The following is a 19,518-nucleotide window of genomic DNA, read 5'->3' on the forward strand; positions in this document are numbered from 1 at the left end:
TTCGGCGTACAAGGCACGGAGTTGACGGCACATGGCGAACGAGGACAAGCTCCGCGACTACCTGAAGCTGGCCGCGGCGGACCTGCGCCAGGCCAAGCAGCGGTTGCGGGACTTCGAGGCGCGGAACACCGAGCCGATCGCGATCGTCGGCATGGGCTGCCGCTTCCCGGGTGGGATCGAGACGCCGGAAGCGTTGTGGCGCCTGGTGTCCGAGGGCGGTGACGTCATCGGGGACCTGCCCGCCAACCGGGACTGGGCCTCGCTGTACGACCCCGACCCGTCGCGGCCCGGCACGTTCTCCATGCGCGGCGGCGCGTTCCTGCACGACGCCGACCGGTTCGACGCCGGCTTCTTCGGCATCTCGCCGCGCGAGGCGCTCGCGATGGACCCCCAGCAGCGGCTCCTGCTGGAGACGTCGTGGGAGGCCCTCGAACGCGGCGGCATCGACCCGCGGACGCTGCGGTCGAGCCGCACCGGCGTGTTCGTCGGGGCCATGCAGCAGAACTACGCGCCGAGCTCGCACAAGGTCCCCGAATCGGTCGAGGGGCACCTGCTCACCGGCACGATCACCAGCGTCGCCTCCGGCCGCATCGCCTACGTCCTGGGCCTGGAAGGTCCAGCGGTCACCGTCGACACCGCCTGCTCGTCCTCGCTGGTGGCACTGCACTGGGCGGTGCAGGCGCTGCGCCGCGACGAGTGCACGCTGGCGCTGGCCGGCGGGGTGACGGTGATGGCGACCCCGGGCATCCTCATCGAGCTCAGCCGGCAGCGGGCCCTTTCACCGGACGGCCGCTGCAAGCCGTTCTCCGCGGACGCCGACGGCTTCGGCGCCGCCGAGGGCGCCGGGATGCTGGTGCTGGAACGGCTGTCCGACGCCCAGCGCAACGGCCACCCGGTGCTCGCGGTCGTGCGCGGCTCGGCGGTCAACTCCGACGGCGCGTCGAACGGGCTGAGCGCCCCGAACGGGCCGTCGCAGGAACGGGTGATCCTCGACGCGCTCGCCAACGCGCGCGTGGCGGCGAGCCAGGTCGACCTGATGGAGGCGCACGGCACCGGCACCCCGCTCGGCGACCCGATCGAAGCGCAGGCGCTGCTGGAGACCTACGGGCGCGGCCGGTCGCCGGAACGGCCGCTGTGGCTGGGCTCGGTGAAGTCGAACATCGGGCACACGCAGGCCGCCGCGGGCGTCGCCGGGGTGCTGAAGGCGGTGCTGGCGCTGCAGCACGCGACGCTGCCCGCGTCGAAGCACGCCGGGCGTCCGACGTCCGAAGTGGACTGGTCGGCGGGCACGCTGCGGTTGCTGGACGGCGACGTCGAGTGGCCCGAACGCGACCACCCGCGGCGCGCGGCCGTCTCGTCCTTCGGGATCAGCGGCACGAACGCGCACGCCATCCTCGAAGCCGCGCCGCCCGCCGAACCCGCGGAGCCTGCTCCCGTGCCCGGCGTCGTTCCCTGGGTCGTCTCGGGCCGCACGGCGGAAGCGCTGCGCGCACAGGCCGCGACGCTCGTGTCCGGTGTGGACGGGCTGGGGCTGCCCGAGGTCGGGTACTCGCTGGCCGTGACGCGGGCGCGGTTCGAGCACCGCGCCGTCGTGGTCGGCCGGGACCGTGCGGAACTGCTGCGCGGGCTCGCCGCCGTCGCCGCGGGCACGCCGGACGACTCCGTGGTGTCCGGGATCGCCGGGAAGCCGGGCAAGGTCGCGCTGGTGTTTCCCGGCCAGGGTTCGCAGTGGGCCGGGATGGCCCTGGAACTGGCCGAGTCGTCGCCGGTCTTCGCGGCCCGGCTCGACGAGTGCGCGGCGGCGCTCGCGTCCTTTGTGGACTGGTCGTTGCGCGAAGTCCTCGCCGACGCCGAGGCGCTGGCGCGGGTCGACGTGGTCCAGCCCGCGCTGTTCGCCGTGATGGTGTCGCTGGCCCAGCTGTGGCGCTCGTACGGTGTCGTGCCCGATGCGGTGGTGGGGCATTCGCAGGGGGAGATCGCGGCCGCGGTGGTGGCGGGCGCGTTGTCGCTCGAGGACGGCGCCCGGGTGGTGGCCTTGCGGAGCAAGGCGATCCTCGCCCTGGCCGGACGCGGTGGCATGGTTTCGGTGGCCGCTTCCCTGGAGACCGTCGAAGCGCGGCTGACCGAAGGGCTGTCGATCGCGGCGGTGAACGGCCCGGCCGCGGTGGTGGTCTCGGGTGACCGAGGCGCTCTCGACGCGTTGATCGCGTCGTGCGAAGCCGACGGCGTCCGCGCCAAGCGGATCCCGGTGGACTACGCGTCGCACTCCGCGCAGGTCGAAGAGATCCGCGACGAACTGCTGACCGTGCTCGCCCCGATCGCCCCGCGAACCGCCGAGACCGGGTTCTTCTCGACCGTGACCGGCGACTGGGCCGACGGCGCCGAACTGGACGCCGGGTACTGGTACACCAACCTCCGCGGCACCGTGCTGCTCGACGACGCCGTGCGGGCGCTGACCGAGCGCGGGTTCGGCACCTTCATCGAGGCGTCACCGCACCCGGTGCTGACCATGGCCATCGGCGAGACGGCGACCGCGCTGGGCACCCTGCGCCGCGGCGACGGCGGCCTCGCCCGGTTCCAGCTGGCCTTGGGCGAGGCGCACTGCGCCGGCGTCGAGGTCGGGTGGACCCCGGCGTTCCCCGGCGCGAGCCGCGTGGACCTGCCCACCTACGCCTTCCAGCGGGACAGCTTCTGGCTGCGCACCGAGGACGGGCACGGCGGCGAGGCCGCGCCCGCCGACGCGCGGTTCTGGGACGTCGTGGACCGCGACGACCCGGCCGGCTTCGCCGGCGCACTCGGGGTGGCCGTCGACGCGCCGCTGGACGAGGTCCTCCCGGCGCTGGCCCAGTGGCGACGGCGCCGCCAGATCGAGTCCACTGTGGACTCCTGGCGGTACGGGATCACCTGGAAGCCCGCCGACCTGCCCGCCGCCACGCCGTCCGGGCGCTGGCTGGTCGTGCGCGGCGAGGACGGCACCGGCCAGGACGTCGTGGACGCCCTCGCTCGCACCGCCGACGTCGTCACCTCGACCCTCACCCCCGGCACCGACCGGGCCGGGCTCGCCGAGCGCCTGACCGGGCCGTTCGACGGCGTGGTGTCGTTGCTCGCCGCCGACGAACGGCCGCACCCGGAGTTCCCGGACAGCCCGGCCGGGCTGATCCTGACGCTCGTCCTGGCCCAGGCGCTGGGTGACGCCGGCGTCACCGCCCCGCTGTGGGTCCTGACCCGCGGCGCGGTCCGCACCGGGCCCGCCGACGCACTGCCCGGCCTCGAGCAGTCCCTGCTCTGGGGCCTCGGCCGCGTCCTCGCGCTGGAACACGCCGACCGCTGGGGCGGCCTCGTCGACCTCACCGCCGAGCCCGGCCCGGCCGAACTCGACCAGCTGGGCCGGATCCTCGCCGCCCGCGGTGACGAGGACCAGGTCGCCGTGCGGCCGGGCGGTCTGCGCGTCCGGCGGCTGCTCGCTGCCGGCCGGGGAGAAGCGCCGCGGCACTGGCGGCCCGAGGGCACGGTGCTCGTCACCGGCGGCACCGGCGCCCTCGGCACGCACGTCGCCCGCTGGCTCGCGGCCGAAGGCGCCACGCACCTCGTGCTGACCGGCCGCCGCGGACCGGACGCGCCCGGCGCCGCCGAACTGGCCGCCGAACTGGAAGCGCTCGGCACCCGCGTCACCCTCGCGCGCTGCGACGTCGCCGACCGCGACGCCCTCGCCGCGCTGCTGGCGGACCTCGGAGAGCCGGTCCGCGCGGTCTTCCACGCGGCCGGCACGGTCGAGCTGCTGCCGGTGACCGAGACGACGCTGCCGGGGTTCGCCGAGGTCGTCCGGGCCAAGGTGGCGGGCGCCCGGCACCTCGACGCCCTGCTCGGCGACGACCTCGACGCGTTCGTGCTGTTCTCCTCGATCGCCGGGGTCTGGGGCAGCGGCGACCACGCGGCCTACTCCGCCGCCAACACCTTCCTCGACACCCTGGCCGAGCAGCGCCGGGCCCGCGGCGCGACCGCGACGTCGATCGCCTGGGGGGTCTGGGCGCCGACGGACATCGAGGGCCGGGGCGGGATGTCCGAGGGCGTCGATTCCGGTCAGCTGGCCCGGCGCGGACTGCCGCTGATGGACCCGGCCACGGCGATCACCGCGCTGCACGAGACCCTCGGCCACGACGAGACGTTCGTCGTGCTCGCCGACGTCGACTGGGCCCGGTTCATGCCGGTGTTCACCGCCGGCCGCGCCCGGCCCCTGTTCGACGACCTGCCCCCGGTCCGGCGGTTGCGCGAAGCGACGAAAGCGCCGGCCGTGGAGACGACCCCGCTGGCGGCGCAGCTCGCCGGGCTTTCCGCCGGCGAAGCCGGCCGGGTGCTGCTGGAGCTGGTGCGCGCCCAGGCCGCCGCGGTGCTCGGGCACGCGAGCGGCGACGCCGTCGAACCGGACCGGCCGTTCACCGACCTCGGCTTCGACTCGCTGACCGCGCTGGACGTCCGCAACCGGATCGCCGCCGCGACCGGCCTGCGGCTGCCCGCGACCCTGGTCTTCGACCACCCGACCCCGCTGCGGCTGGCCGCGCACCTGAAGGACGCGGCCCTCGGCACGCGGACCGGGCCGGCCACCGTCACCCGGGTCGCGGCCGCCGACGACCCGATCGCCGTCATCGGCATGGGCTGCCGCTACCCCGGCGGCGTGCGGTCCGCGGACGACCTGTGGACCCTCGTCGCCGAAGGCCGCGACGCCATCTCCGGGTTTCCCACCGACCGGGGCTGGGACCTGGCGAAGCTGTTCGGCGGCAGCGACACCGACGAGCAGGGCACCTCGACGGTCCGCGAAGGCGGCTTCCTCCACGACGTCGCCGAGTTCGACGCCGGCTTCTTCGGCATCTCGCCGCGCGAGGCCCTGGCCATGGACCCGCAGCAGCGGCTGCTGCTGGAGATCGCGTGGGAAACCGTCGAGCACGCCGGAATCGACCCGGCCACGCTGCGCGGCGAACCCGCGGGCGTCTTCGTCGGCGCCAACTACCAGGACTACCACGCCCGGATGCGGGAGATCCCGGACGGCCTCGAAGGGCACCTGCTCACCGGCAGCGTGTCGAGCGTGCTGTCCGGCCGGATCGCCTACACGCTCGGGCTGGAGGGACCGGCGATCACCATCGACGCCGCCTGCTCCTCGTCGCTGGTGGCGCTGCACCTGGCCGCACAGGCCCTGCGTCGCGGCGAGTGCTCCCTCGCGCTCGCGGGCGGTGTCGCGGTGATGGTGACGCCGGCGTCGTTCACCGCCTTCAGCCGCCAGCGCGGGCTGGCCGCGGACGGGCGCTGCAAGGCGTTCGGGGCCGGCGCCGACGGCATGGGCATGGCCGAAGGCGCGGGTCTGGTGCTCGTCGAGCGGCTGTCCGACGCGCGGCGGCTCGGCCACCCGGTGCTCGCCGTGCTGCGCGGCAGTGCGCTGAACCAGGACGGTGCGTCCAACGGGCTCAGCGCGCCCAGCGGGCCGGCCCAGCAGCGCGTCATCCGCGCCGCCCTCGCCGATGCGGGACTGTCCACATCGGACGTCGATCTGGTCGAAGCGCACGGCACCGGCACGGCGCTGGGTGACCCGATCGAGGCGCAGGCGCTGCTCGCGACCTACGGCCAGGACCGCGACGAGCCGCTGTGGCTCGGCTCGCTCAAGTCGAACATCGGCCACACCCAGGCCGCCGCCGGGGTCGCCGGGGTGATCAAGACGGTGCAGGCGCTGCGGCACGGCGTGCTGCCGCGGACGCTGCACGCCGAGACGCCGTCGTCCCACGTGGACTGGGAGAGCGGCGCCGTGCGGCTGCTCGACGAGCCGCGTCCGTGGGAGCGGCCGCGGCCGCGGCGGGCCGCGATCTCGTCGTTCGGCATCTCCGGCACGAACGCCCACGTCATCCTCGAGCAGGGCGACGTCACCGGCGCCGGGCCCACGCCCGAACCCTCGGTCGTGCCGTGGGTGCTGTCCGCGAAGACGCCCGAGGCGTTGCGGGCGCAGGCCGTCGCCCTCCAGCAGCGGGCCGCCGGGCACCACCCGGCCGACATCGCGTTCTCGCTGGCGACTTCCCGGACCGCCTTCCCGCACCGCGCGGTCGTCACCGGCGCCGGCCGGGACGCGCTGCTGGCCGGGCTGTCCGCGCTGGCCGAGGACCTTCCGGCGCCGAACGTGGTCACCGGGACGGCGGCTCCGGGCCGGACCGCGCTGGTGTTCCCCGGCCAGGGCTCGCAGTGGGCGGGCATGGCCCTCGAACTGGCGGAGTCGTCGCCGGTGTTCGCCGTGCGGCTCGACGAGTGCGCGGCGGCCTTGGACTCCTTTGTGGACTGGTCGCTGCGGGACGTCCTGGCCGACGCCGGCGCGCTGACCCGGGTCGATGTCGTGCAGCCCGCGTTGTGGGCCGTGATGGTGTCGCTGGCGGAGCTGTGGCGGTCCTTCGGCGTGGTCCCGGCCGCGGTGGTCGGCCACTCGCAGGGCGAGATCGCGGCCGCGGTCGTGTCGGGCGCGTTGTCCATCGAGGACGGCGCCCGGGTCGTCGCGCTGCGCAGCAAGGCGATCCTGGCCCTGGCCGGCGGCGGGGGCATGGTGTCGGTCGCGGCACCCCTGGAAGCGGTCGAGGCGCGGCTGACCGGCGGGCTGTCGATCGCCGCCGTCAACGGCCCGGCCGCCGTCGTCGTCTCGGGCGAGCCCGGCGCGCTGGACGCCCTCCTCGCCGCGTGCGAGGCGGACGGCGTCCGCGCCAAGCGGATCCCCGTCGACTACGCGTCCCATTCGCCGCAGGTCGAACAGTTGCGGGCCGAACTCCTCGACGTCCTGGCTCCGATCCGGCCGCGGACCGGCGACATCCCGTTCTTCTCCACCGTCACCGGAAGCCGGCTCGACGGCGCCGAGCTCGACGCCGGGTACTGGTACACCAACCTCCGCGAGACCGTCCGGCTCGACGTCGCGGTCCGCACCCTCGCCGCGGAAGGGTTCGGCACGTTCGTCGAGTCCTCGCCGCACCCGGTGCTGACCATGGCGATCGGCGAGACCGACGGTGTCGAAGCGCTCGGTTCCCTGCGTCGCGACGACGGCGGGTACGAGCGGTTCCTCCGTGCGCTCGGCGAGGCGCACGTGCGCGGGGTCCCGGTGGACTGGACGCCCGCGTTCCCCGGCGCCCGCCGCGTCGAGCTGCCCACCTACGCCTTCCAGCGCCGCCGCTACTGGCTCGACGCGGGCACCACGACGCAGACGGCCGCCGACCCGGTGGACGCCGCGTTCTGGGCCGCCGTGGACGGCCTCGACCTGGCGGCCGTCGCCGGCACCCTCGACGTCGAACCCGGCAGCACCTTGGCCGAGGTCCTGCCCGCGCTGACCCGCTGGCGCGAGCGTGCTCGCGCCGCGTCCGAAGTGGACTCCTGGCGCTACCGCATCGAGTGGAAGCCCGTGAGCACGCCGGACGCGCCGGAGCTGTCCGGCCGCTGGCTGGTCGTCGTCCCGCCCGGGCACGACGACGCCGGCGTCCCCGGCGCACTCGCCGCTCACGGCGCCGAGCCGGTCGTGACGACGGACTTCGCGGACCTGCACGGTTACGCCGGTGTCGTGTCGCTGCTCGCGCTCGACGAACGCGCCGATCCGGAGGCGGACTTCCTCCCCGCCGGGGCCACCGCGAACCTCGCGCTGGCGCAGGCCATGGCCGAGAGCGGTGTCGAGACGCCGTTGTGGCTGCTCACCCGCGGCGCGGTCGTCGCCGGCGACATCCGTCCCGCGCAGGCGATGACGTGGGGCCTCGGCCGGGTGATCGGTCTCGAACTGCCCGCGATCTGGGGTGGGCTGCTCGACCTGCCCGCCGAGCCGGCCACCACGACCGCGGCCGCGCTCGCCGCCGCACTGTCCGGAGTGGACGCCGAGGACCAGCTCGCGATCCGGCCGTCCGGGCTGCTGGCCCGCCGCCTGGTCCGCGCGCCCTTCACCCCGGCCGCGCAGCGGTGGAAGCCGCGCGGCACGGTGCTGGTGACCGGCGGCACCGGCGCGCTGGGCGGGCACGTCGCCCGCCGCCTCGCCGCCGACGGCGCCGCGCACCTGGTGCTGACCAGCCGCCGTGGCCCGGACGCTCCGGGTGCGGCCGAACTGGCCGCCGAACTGGAAGCGCTCGGGACGCGGGTGACGATCGCCGCGTGCGACGTCGCCGACCGCGACGCGCTGGCCGCGCTGCTGGCGGAGCTCGACGAGCCGGTGCGCGCGGTCGTGCACGCCGCCGGGCTGCCGCAGGCCACCCCGGTGCTGACCACCACCCCGGCCGAGTTCGCCGCCGTGATCGGCGGCAAGGTCGCGGGCGCCCGCCACCTCGACGAACTGCTCGGCGACGACCTCGACGCCTTCGTGCTCTTCTCCTCGAACGCCGGTGTCTGGGGCAGCGGCGGCCAAGGAGCGTACGGCGCGGGCAACGCCTACCTCGACGCCCTCGCCGAGCAGCGGCGGGCCCGCGGGGCCGCCGCGACCTCGGTGGCCTGGGGTTTCTGGGGCGGCGGCGGCATGGCGGGCGACGTCGAGCTGGAGGACCAGCTGCGCCGCCGCGGGTTGCGCGAGATGGCCCCGGAAGCCGCGGTGGAGGCGCTCTGCCAGGCCCTCGACGCCGGTGACGTCTTCTTGGCCGTCGCCGACGTCGACTGGGCCCGGTTCGCACCCGGCTTCACGCTGTCCCGGCGGCGTCCGCTGATCGAAGACCTCCCCGAAGTCCAGGCCCTCCTCGAAGCCTCCGAAGAGCCGGAGCCGGCACGTCCGGCGCTCGCCCGCCGGGTCGCGGAACTGGGCGAAGCGGAGGCGCGGCGGCTGCTGCTGGACCTCGTGCGCAGCCAGGCCGCGGCGGTCCTCGGGCACGATTCGGCCACGGCGGTTCCGGCCGGGCGGGCGTTCCGGGAACTCGGCTTCGACTCGCTGACCGCGGTCGAGGTCCGCAACCGGATCAACGCGGCGACCGGGCTCACGCTGCCCGCGACGCTGGTGTTCGACCACCCGACCCCGGCCGCGCTCGCCGACGAGCTGCACCGGCTGCTGCTGGGCCGGACCGGAACCGCGGTGGTCACCTCGGCCGCGGCCACCGACGAGCCGATCGCGATCGTGGCCATGGGCTGCCGGTTCCCCGGTGGCGTGCGCTCGCCGGAAGACCTCTGGCGGCTGGTCGCCGACGGCGTGGACGCGCTGACGGAGTTCCCCGCCGACCGCGGCTGGGACCTGGCGTCGTTCGGCGATGCGGAATTCGCCGAGGTCGGCGGGTTCGTGGCCGGCGCGGCCGAGTTCGACGCGGGCTTCTTCGGCATCTCCCCGCGGGAGGCCTTGGCGATGGACCCGCAGCAGCGGGTGCTGCTGGAGACGTCGTGGGAGGTGTTCGAGCGGGCCGGGCTCGATCCCGCCACCCTGCGCGGCAGCCGGACCGGCGTCTTCGTCGGGGCCAGCAGCTCCGGCTACGGCGCGAACCTCGAACAGGGACCGTCCGGTTCGGAGGGGTACCTGCTCACCGGCGAGGCACCCAGCGTGATGTCCGGGCGGCTGTCCTACACCTTCGGGCTGGAGGGCCCGGCGGTCACCGTCGACACCGCGTGCTCGTCGGCCCTGGTCGCGATGCACCTGGCCGCGCAGTCGCTGCGGCAGGGCGAGTGCTCGCTGGCGCTGGCCGGCGGCGTGGCGATCATGGCCAAGCCGATGGCGTTCCTGGAGTTCGCCCGCCAGCGCGGGCTGGCCGGGGACGGCCGCTGCAAAGCGTTCGCCGACGCGGCGGACGGCACCGGCTGGGGCGAGGGTGTCGGCCTGGTCTTGCTGGAGCGGTTGTCGGACGCTCAGCGCAACGGCCACTCGGTGCTCGCCGTGGTCCGGGGTTCGGCGGTGAACCAGGATGGTGCGTCCAACGGCTTGAGTGCGCCGAACGGTCCGTCGCAGCAGCGGGTGATCCGGGCCGCGCTGGCCAACGCGGGCCTGACGACGTCCGATGTGGACGCTGTCGAGGCGCACGGCACGGGGACCCGGCTGGGTGACCCGATCGAAGCGCAGGCGCTGCTGGCCACCTACGGCCAGGACCGCGACGAGCCGCTGTGGCTCGGGTCGGTCAAGTCCAACCTGGGGCACACGCAAGCCGCGGCCGGGATGGCCGGGGTGATCAAGACGGTCGAGGCCCTGCGCCACGGCGTCCTGCCGCGCACGCTGCACGTCGACGCGCCGTCGGCCCAGGTGGACTGGTCGGCCGGGGCGGTCGAGCTGCTCACCGAAGCCCGCGGCTGGCCGGAGCGCGACCGGCCGCGCCGGGCCGCGGTCTCGGCGTTCGGCGTCAGCGGCACCAACGTGCACACGATCCTGGAACAGGCACCGGCCGGCTCGCCGCAACCCGAACCCGAGCCGACGGACGCGCTGCTGCCGTGGGTGCTCTCCGCCCACGACGAAGCGGCCCTCACCGCGTTGACCGCCCAGGTTCGCGAACTGGACGCGAACCCGGTGGACCTCGGCTTCTCGCTGGCCACCACCCGGGCCCGGCTCGACCACCGTGCCGTGCTGCTCGGCTCCGACGTCATCACCGGCACCGCCGACCCGGATGCGTTGCTGGCCGTGCTGTTCACCGGCCAGGGTGCGCAGCGGGCCGGCATGGGCCGCGGTCTCCACGACCGGTTCGCGGTCTATGCCGAAGCGTTCGATGCCGTGCTTGCGCACTTCGGTCCGCAGCTGCGCGAAGCCTTCGGTGACCCTGAGCTGCTCGACCGGACGGAATTCACCCAGCCCGCGCTGTTCGCGGTCGAGGTCGCGTTGTTCCGGCTGGCCGAGTCGTTCGGCGTCCGTCCGGATTTCGTGGCCGGGCACTCGATCGGCGAAATCTCGGCCGCCCACGTCGCCGGGGTGCTCTCGCTCGAGGATGCCTGCCGCCTGGTCGCGGCCCGTGCTTCGCTGATGCAGGCACTGCCCGCCGGTGGGGCGATGGTGTCGATCGCCGCCTCCGAGGCCGACGTACTGTCCGTGGTGGACGGTTGTGACGGCGTGTCCGTCGCGGCGGTCAACGGCCCGTCATCGGTGGTGCTCTCCGGGGTCGAAGCCGTGGTGCTGGACATTGCCGCCGGCTTTGCCGCGGACGGCGTCAAGACCAAGCGGCTCACCGTGAGCCACGCGTTCCACTCGCCGCTGATGGACCCGATGCTGGCGGAGTTCCGCGCGGTCGCCGAAACGCTGACGCACCACCCCGCCGAAATTCCGGTGATCTCGAATGTGAGCGGTGCTCTCGCCGAGCCGTTCACGGCGGATTACTGGGTCCGGCACGTCCGGGAGGCCGTCCGGTTCGCCGACGGTGTCTCGACCCTGCGGGCCGCCGGCGTCGGGATCTTCCTCGAACTGGGCCCCGACGGGGTCCTCAGCGCGCTGGTCGACGGCACCGCCGTCCCCGCCCTGCGCCGTGACCGCGACGACGAGAGAGCACTGCTCACGGCATTGAGCACCGTTCACGTCCACGGCGTCGACGTCGACTGGGCCGCCTTCTTCCCCGGGGGCCGCCGGATCGCCCTGCCGACCTACCCGTTCCAGCGCGAACGCTACTGGCCGCGCCCGGTGGCGGCCCGCGGCGACCTCGGCGCGGTCGGCGTGGGCGCGCTCGAACACCCGCTGCTCGGCGCGGCGGTCGAGCTGGCCGGCGACGAGGGCACCGTCCTCAGCGGACGGCTGTCGCTGGAGACGCACCCGTGGCTGGCCGGGCACGCGCTGTCCGGCACCGTCCTGCTGCCCGGCACCGCGCTGCTCGAACTGGTCGTGCAGGCCGGCGACCAGACCGGCTGCGCCGTCGTCGACGAGCTGACCTTCGCCGCGCCGCTGGTCCTGCCCGCTCGCGGCGCGGTCACCGTCCAGGTCTCGGCCGGCCCCGCGGGCCCGGACGGCCGCCGCCCGATCACGGTGTCCTCCCGCCCCGCCGGTTCCGACGCCGACTGGACCCGGCACGCCACCGGCAGTGTCAGCCGTGCGGCACTTTCACGGGAAAGTGCCGCCGAGTGGCCGCCGCCGGGGGCCGAACCGGTCGACATCACCGCTCTGTACCCGCGGCTCGCCGCGATGGGCTTCGCCTACGGGGACGCCTTCGGCGGCCTCACCCGCGTCTGGCGGGACGGCACCGAGGTGTTCGCCGAAGTGGCGCTGCCGGAGCCGTTCGACGCCGCCGGGTTCGCGCTGCACCCGGCCCTGCTCGACGCCGCCCTGCATCCGCTGGGCCTCGGCATCGTCACTCCCGACGACGGTTCGGCCCGCGTCCCCTTCTCCTTCACCCGGGTCGCGGTGCACGCCACCGGGGCCACCGAGCTGCGGGTCCGGCTGTCCCCGGCGGGGGAGAACGCCGTCGCGCTCACCGCGTGGGACGCCACCGGTGCCCCGGTCGTCACCGTCGGCTCGCTGCTGCTGCGGCCGGTCGCGGCGCCGGACACCATCCCGGACACGCTGTTCGAACAGGTCTGGACGCCGGTCACCGCCGACCCCGCGGCGTCCAGCACGGACCTCGTCTTCGAATCGGTCACCGGCGGCGATGACCCCGAAGCCGTGCAGCGAACCACCGGCCAGGTCCTGGAACTGCTGCAGTCCTGGCTCGCCGGGGAGCGCCCGGGCCGGCTCGTCTTCGTCACCCGCGGTGCGGCTGACGGCGACCTCGCGGCCGCGGCCGCCGGGGGCCTGGTGCGGTCCGCGCAGACGGAACACCCCGGCCGGTTCCTCCTGGTCGACGTCGACGACGACCCGCGGTCACTGGACCTGCTGTCTACTGTGGACGCTTTTGGGGAGCCGCAGCTTGCCTTGCGCGAAGGCATCGCCTCGGCGCCAAGACTGGTCCGCGCGACCGGAATGCCGCTGAAGCCGCCCGCCGCGGGCTCGTGGCGGCTGGTCACCACCGGCACCGGCACCACCGACGGCCTGGCGCTGACCGAAGCGGCCGAAGCGCCGCTGGGCGAACGCGACGTCCGCATCGAGGTGCGCGCGGCCGGGCTCAACTTCCGCGACGTGCTCATCTCCCTCGGCATGTACCCGGATCCCGAGGCGCGCCTCGGGTCCGAAGCGGCGGGCGTGGTCGTCGAGGCCGGCCGAGGTGTCAGCAACCTCGCCGTCGGGGACCGCGTGTTCGGCCTGGTCGACGACGCCTTCGGCCCGCGGGCCGTCGCCGACGCCCACCGGCTGGCGCCGATCCCCGCCGGATGGACGTTCGCCGAGGCGGCGACCGTCCCGGTCGCCTTCGTGACCGCCTACTACGGCCTCTTCGACCTCGGCGGGCTGAGCGCCGGGCAGTCCGTGCTCGTCCACGCGGCCGCCGGCGGGGTCGGGATGGCCGCCGTGCAGCTGGCCCGCTGGAAGGGGGCCGAGGTGTTCGCGACGGCGAGCGAGAGCAAGCACGCGGTGCTGCGCGAACTCGGCCTCGACGACGCGCACCTGGCGAGCTCGCGCACCCTGGACTTCCGGGACAAGTTCGGGAGCGTCGACGTCGTCCTGAACTCCCTGACCGGCCCGTTCATCGACGCCTCGCTGGAGCTGCTCGCCCCCGGCGGCCGGTTCGTCGAGCTGGGCAAGACCGACGTCCGCGAGGGCCCCGGCTACCACACCTTCGACCTCGGTGACCCCGGCCCGGACCGGATCGCGGCCATCCTCGCCGACCTGCTGGCCGCTTTCGGCCGCGGCGAGCTGACGCCGTTGCCGCTGCGCGCCTGGGAACTCGGCCGCGCGGCCGAGGCCTTCCGGTTCGTCAGCCAGGCCAAGCACGTCGGCAAGAACGTGCTCACGCTGCCGCGCCCGGAACCGGTGGGCACCGTCCTCGTCACCGGCGGCACCGGCACGCTCGGCGCCGCGGTGGCCCGGCACCTGGCCCGCCGCCCGGGCGTCCGGCGGCTGGTGCTGGTGAGCAGGCGGGGCCCGGACGCACCCGGTGCCGCCGGGCTGCGCGAAGAACTGACCGCGCTCGGCGTCGAGGCGATCGTGGTCGCCGGCGACGTGGCCGAGCCCGGCTGCGCGGCGGACGTGCTGCGGGAGATCCCCGCCGGGCCGCCGCTGATCGGGGTGGTGCACGCCGCCGGGATCCTCGACGACGGCGTGCTCGAAGCGCAGACACCGGCCCGGGTGGCCTCGGTGCTTCGCGCCAAAGTGGACGGCGCGTCGGCGCTCGACAGGCTTACCCGGGACCACGACCTGGCCTGGTTCGTCCTGTTCTCCTCGGTCGCCGGCATCGTCGGCGCGGCCGGGCAAAGCGGGTACGCCGCGGCGAACAGCGCACTGGACGCGCTCGCCGCGCGACGGCGGTCCCGTGGCCTGCCCGCGGTTTCCCTCGCCTGGGGCCAGTGGGCGCTCGGCAGCGCGATGACCGGCAAGCTCGGCGAGCGCGACCGCGGCCGCATCGAACGGGCCGGGATCCGCCCGCTGTCCACAGAGGACGCCTTGGTCGCGCTGGACGCCGCCATCGGGCTCGGCCGGCCGGTCGCCGTGCCGCTGCGCCTGGACCTCGCCGCCCTGCGCACGGCGGACGACCTCGCCCCGCTGTGGCGCGGGCTGGTGCGCACGCCGGTCCGCCGGGTCGCGCGGGCCGCCGTCGCCGAGGACGGGTGGGCCGGCCTCGACCCCGAAGAAGCTCGCGGAAAGCTGCTGGACCTGGTCCGCAAGCACGTCGCGGCGGTGCTGGGGCACGCGAGCCCCGACGCCGTCGAGCCCGGGCGGGCGTTCAAGGACACCGGGTTCGACTCGCTGACCGCGGTGGAACTGCGCAACCGGCTCGCCACCGCGACCGGCCGCGCGCTGCCCGCGACACTTGTCTTCGACTACCCGAACCCGGAGGCGCTGGCCGGGTTCCTCTACGGCGACCTGGCCGGGACGGCACCCGCGGCCGCCGCGGTCGTCCCGGCGCCACGGGCCGCCGGCGACGACCCGATCGCCATCGTCGCGATGAGCTGCCGCTTCCCGGGCGACGTCGATTCGGCCGACGCCCTGTGGCGGCTGGTCGCCGAGGGCCGCGACGCCATCGGCGGGTTCCCGGCCGACCGCGGCTGGCCCGTCGACGAGCTCTACCACCCGGATCCGGCGCACCCGGGCACCTTCTACGCGACCGGGGGCGGCTTCCTGCCCGGCGCCGCCCGCTTCGACGCGGCGTTCTTCGGGATCTCCCCGCGCGAAGCCCTGGCCATGGACCCGCAGCAGCGGCTGCTCCTGGAAGTCTCGTGGGAGGCCTTCGAACGGGCGGGCATCGACCCGGGCACGCTGCGCGGCAGCAACACCGGCGTGTTCGTCGGCGCGGCCCACTCCGGGTACGCCGCGGGCCGCGCACCGGCCGCGGACGGCGTCGAGGGGCACCTGCTCACCGGCAACGCGGGCAGCGTGCTGTCCGGCCGGGTCGCCTATCACCTGGGCCTGGAAGGTTCCGCGGTCACCGTGGACACCGCCTGCTCGTCGTCGCTGGTCGCGCTGCACCTGGCCGGGCAGGCGCTCCGCCAGGGCGAATGCGACCTGGCGCTCGCGGGCGGGGTGGCGGTCCTCGGCACGCCGGACATCTTCGTCGAGTTCAGCCGGCAGCGCGGGCTGTCCGCGGACGGCCGGTGCAAGGCCTTCGCCGACGCCGCCGACGGCACCGGCTGGAGCGAAGGCGCCGGCCTGGTCGTCCTGGAGCGGCTCTCCGACGCGCGGCGCAACGGCCACGAGGTGCTGGCACTCCTGCGCGGCTCGGCGGTCAACTCCGATGGCGCGTCGAACGGCCTGACCGCGCCGAACGGTCCCTCCCAGCAGCGGGTGATCCGCGCGGCGCTGGCGAACGCGGGCCTGGCACCGTCCGATGTGGACGTGGTCGAGGCGCACGGCACCGGGACGACCCTGGGTGATCCGATCGAGGCGCAGGCGGTGCTGGCGACCTACGGCCAAGATCGCGACGAGCCCCTGTGGCTGGGGTCGCTGAAGTCCAACCTCGGGCACACCCAGTCGGCCGCGGGCGTGGCCGGGGTGATCAAGATGGTCATGGCCATGCGTCACGGCGTGCTGCCGAAGACCCTGCACGTGGACACGCCGTCGACCCGGGTGGACTGGGCGTCGGGGGCGGTCGAGCTGCTCACCGAGCAGCGGCCGTGGCCCGCCACCGGCCGCCCGCGCCGGGCCGGGGTGTCGGCGTTCGGCATCTCCGGCACCAACGCCCACGCCATCCTCGAACTCCCCGCCGAACCGGCACCGGCGCCGGTGGTGACGCCGGAGCCGCCGGTGGTCGCCTGGGCGCTGTCGGCCAAGGGCGAACCGGCGCTGCGGGCCCAGGCCCGCAAGCTGGCCGCCGTCGATGCTTCCCCGACGGCCATCGCCGGGGCGCTGCTCGCTCGCGCCCGCTTCGACGACCGCGCGGTCGTCCTCGGCGGCAGCCGGGCGGAACTGCTCGACGGGCTGCACGCGCTGGCCGCCGGTGAGCCCGCACCCGGGGTCGTCCGCGGCACGGCGTCGTCCGGCAGGCTCGCGGTGCTGTTCACCGGCCAGGGCGCGCAGCGGACCGGCATGGGCCGCGAGCTGTACGACCGGTACCCGGTCTACGCGGAGGCGTTCGACGCGATCTGCGCCGAGTTCACCGTGCCCGTGCGCGACGTCGTGTTCGGCGACGCACCGGGCCTGGACGAGACCGGGTTCACCCAGCCCGCGCTGTTCGCCGTGGAGGTCGCGCTGTACCGGCTCTTCGAGTCGTGGGGCGTCCGGCCCGCCTTCGTCGCCGGGCACTCCATCGGGGAGCTCGCGGCGGCGCACGTCGCCGGGGTGTTCTCCCTCGAAGACGCGTGCCTGCTCGTGTCGGCCCGTGCGGCGCTGATGCAGGCGCTGCCGAAGGGCGGGGCGATGGTGTCGATCGCCGCGCCCGAGTCCGCTGTCCTGCCCCTGCTGGGTGGTCGAGTGGCCATCGCCGCCGTCAACGGTCCGGCATCGGTGGTGGTCTCCGGCGACGAACCCGAAGTCCTCGCCGTCGCCGCAGAGTTCGCGGAGCGGGGCGTGCGGACGAAGCGGCTCAGTGTCAGCCACGCCTTCCACTCGCCGCACCTGGACCCGATGCTCGACGAGTTCCGCGCGGCCGCCGACAAGGTCACCTACCACCCGGCGGAGATACCGGTGATCTCGAATGTGAGCGGTGCTCTCGCGGAGCCGTTCACGGCGGACTACTGGGTACGGCACGTGCGGGAGGCCGTCCGGTTCGCCGACGGCGTCGCGGCACTCGAAGCCGAAGGCGCGCGGTTCTTCCTGGAATTGGGTCCGGACGGCGTCCTCAGCTCGATGGCCCGCGACAGTGTGTCCGGGGCTGCCGTGGTGGTGCCGTCGCTGCGCCGCGACCGGCCCGACGGCGAGGCCGCGCTGACCGCGCTGGCGACGTTGTTCGCGAACGGGGCGTCCGCCGACCTGGCCGCCGTGTTCGGTCCCACCGGGCGCGTGAACCTGCCCACCTACGCCTTCCAGCACGAGCACTACTGGCTCGAAGCCGCCGCCCCCGCGCCCGCGGCGGACACCGCGTTCTGGTCGGCGGTCGACCGCGAGGACGTCGGTGAGCTGGCCGGCGCACTGGCGATCGACGAGGACCAGCGTGCGTCCCTGACCGCCCTGCTTCCCGCGTTGTCGTCCTGGCGAAGGCAACACGCCGAAGAGTCCGCTGTGGACGGGTGGCGGTACCGGGTGGCCTGGGAACCGGCCCGCGAAACCGGCGCGGCGCCGTCGGGCACCTGGCTGCTGGCCGCCCCGGCCGGGGAAGCGCGCCTGGGCGACCAGGTCGCCGCGGCCCTCACCGCGCACGGGGTTGCGGTCATCCGGCTCGACGACCCGAGCGAAGAGACTCTCGCGGCGGCCGCCCCGGGCGCGGACGCCGTTCTGTCCCTGCTGGCCCTCACCGCGGGAACGGAGGTCGTCCCGGCCGGGGTGGCGGCGACGCTCGCCTTGCTCCGGGCCGTGCCCGGCATTCCCGTGTGGACAGTCACCAGGGGCGCCGTGGCGATCGGCCGTCCCGACCCGGCCCCCGACGCCGTCCAGGCCCAGGTCTGGGGGCTCGGCCGCAGTGCCGCCCTCGACCGGCCCGACGGCTGGGGCGGCCTGATCGACCTGCCCGCAGAATTTCCCGAGGGGCCGGGCGACGGAGCACCGCGTGTCTCACCATTCGACGTCCGGACCGGCGAGCTGCTGGTCCAGGCGCTGGCGGACCCGACAGAGGACCAGGTCGCCGTGCGGGCGGACGGGCGGTTCGCCCGGCGGCTCGTCCCCGTCACCGGCGCCCCGGCCGGCCGGCCGTGGCAGCCGCGCGGCACGGTGCTCGTCACCGGCGGCACGGGCGCGCTCGGCGCCCACGTCGCGCGCTGGCTGGCCACGGCGGGCGCCGAGCGGATCGTCCTCACCAGCCGCCGCGGCGCGCAAGCACCGGGCGCGCAAGACCTCCTCGCCGAACTGACCGGCTCGGGGGCGGAGGTGACGATCGTGGCCTGCGACGTCGCCGACCGCGCCGCGCTCGCCGCGGTGCTCGACGAGCTCGGCGACGACCTGACCGCCGTCGTCCACGCGGCCGGAGCCGGGGGAGCGACGCCCCTGGACGACCCGGACCTCGGGGCCTTCGCGGACATCCTGGCCGCCAAGGTGACCGGCGCCGAGAACCTCGACGCCCTGCTCGGCGACACCGAACTGGACGCTTTCGTGCTGTTCTCCTCGATCGCCGGGGTCTGGGGCAGCGGTGGGCAGTCCGCCTACGGCGCGGCCAACGCGCACCTCGACGCGCTCGCCCGGCGCCGCCGGGCCGCGGGCCGGACCGCGACCGCGCTGGCCTGGGGCCCGTGGGCGGACGGCGGGATGGCCGCCGACCACGACGCCGAGGACTACCTCCGGCGCCGCGGCCTGACTCCGCTGCGGCCCGCCCTCGCCGTCCGCGCGCTCGCCGGCGCGGTCGGCCGGGACGAGACCACGCTCACCCTGGCCGACGTCGACTGGACGCGGTTCGTGCCCGCGTTCACCTCCGCCCGCCCGAGTTCCCTGCTGCTCGGCGTGCCGGAAGCGCGGCGGGTGCTCGAAGCGGCCGCGGAAGTCCCCGCCTCGGACGACCTGCGCGAGAAGCTGGCCGGGCTGTCCGAGGCGGAGGCCGAGCGGGCGCTGCTGGGCCTGGTCCGCACCGAGGCCGCGGTCGCGCTGGGACACCGCGGCGCCGACGCCGTCGCCGCGGCCCGGCCGTTCACCGAGCTGGGCTTCGACTCGCTGACCTCGGTGGAGTTCCGCAACCGCCTGGCGGCGGCGGCCGGCGTGGCCCTGCCCGCGACGGTCGTGTTCGACCACCCCACCCCGGCGGCGCTCGCCGCGCACCTGCTCGACGTCCTGCGGCCCGGCGCCGCGGCCGACCCCGAAGAGGCCCGGATCCGGGCGGCGCTGGCCACCGTGCCGCTGGCCCGGTTCCGCGACGCCGGCCTGATGACGGCGCTGCTGGAGCTGGCCGGGCTGGACGCGGCCGACGGCGGCGACACCGGCGCCGTCGACGACCTGGACGCCGAAGCGCTGGTGCGGCTGGCGCTGGACGGTACCGATTCCCGATGACCCACTCCTGG

General features: G+C 75.3%; 1 protein-coding gene. It reads left to right on the forward strand.

Going from position 1 to position 19,518, the window contains the following annotated elements:
• The first annotated feature begins 31 nt into the window (after positions 1 to 31).
• On the forward strand, positions 32 to 19,507 hold the full coding sequence (locus tag AB0M80_RS14310; protein WP_364563777.1) for a type I polyketide synthase: 19,476 nt from the start codon (positions 32 to 34) through the stop codon (positions 19,505 to 19,507).
• Positions 19,508 to 19,518 lie beyond the last annotated feature (11 nt).

Origin of the sequence: Amycolatopsis sp. NPDC051045 (assembly GCF_040682955.1) — a bacterium.
Lineage (GTDB): Bacteria > Actinomycetota > Actinomycetes > Mycobacteriales > Pseudonocardiaceae > Amycolatopsis.

Bases quoted from the DNA above. Each gene is read 5' to 3' on its own strand.
- AB0M80_RS14310 (WP_364563777.1), top strand. From the start codon at position 32: ATGGCGAACGAGGACAAGCTCCGCGACTACCTGAAGCTGGCCGCGGCG.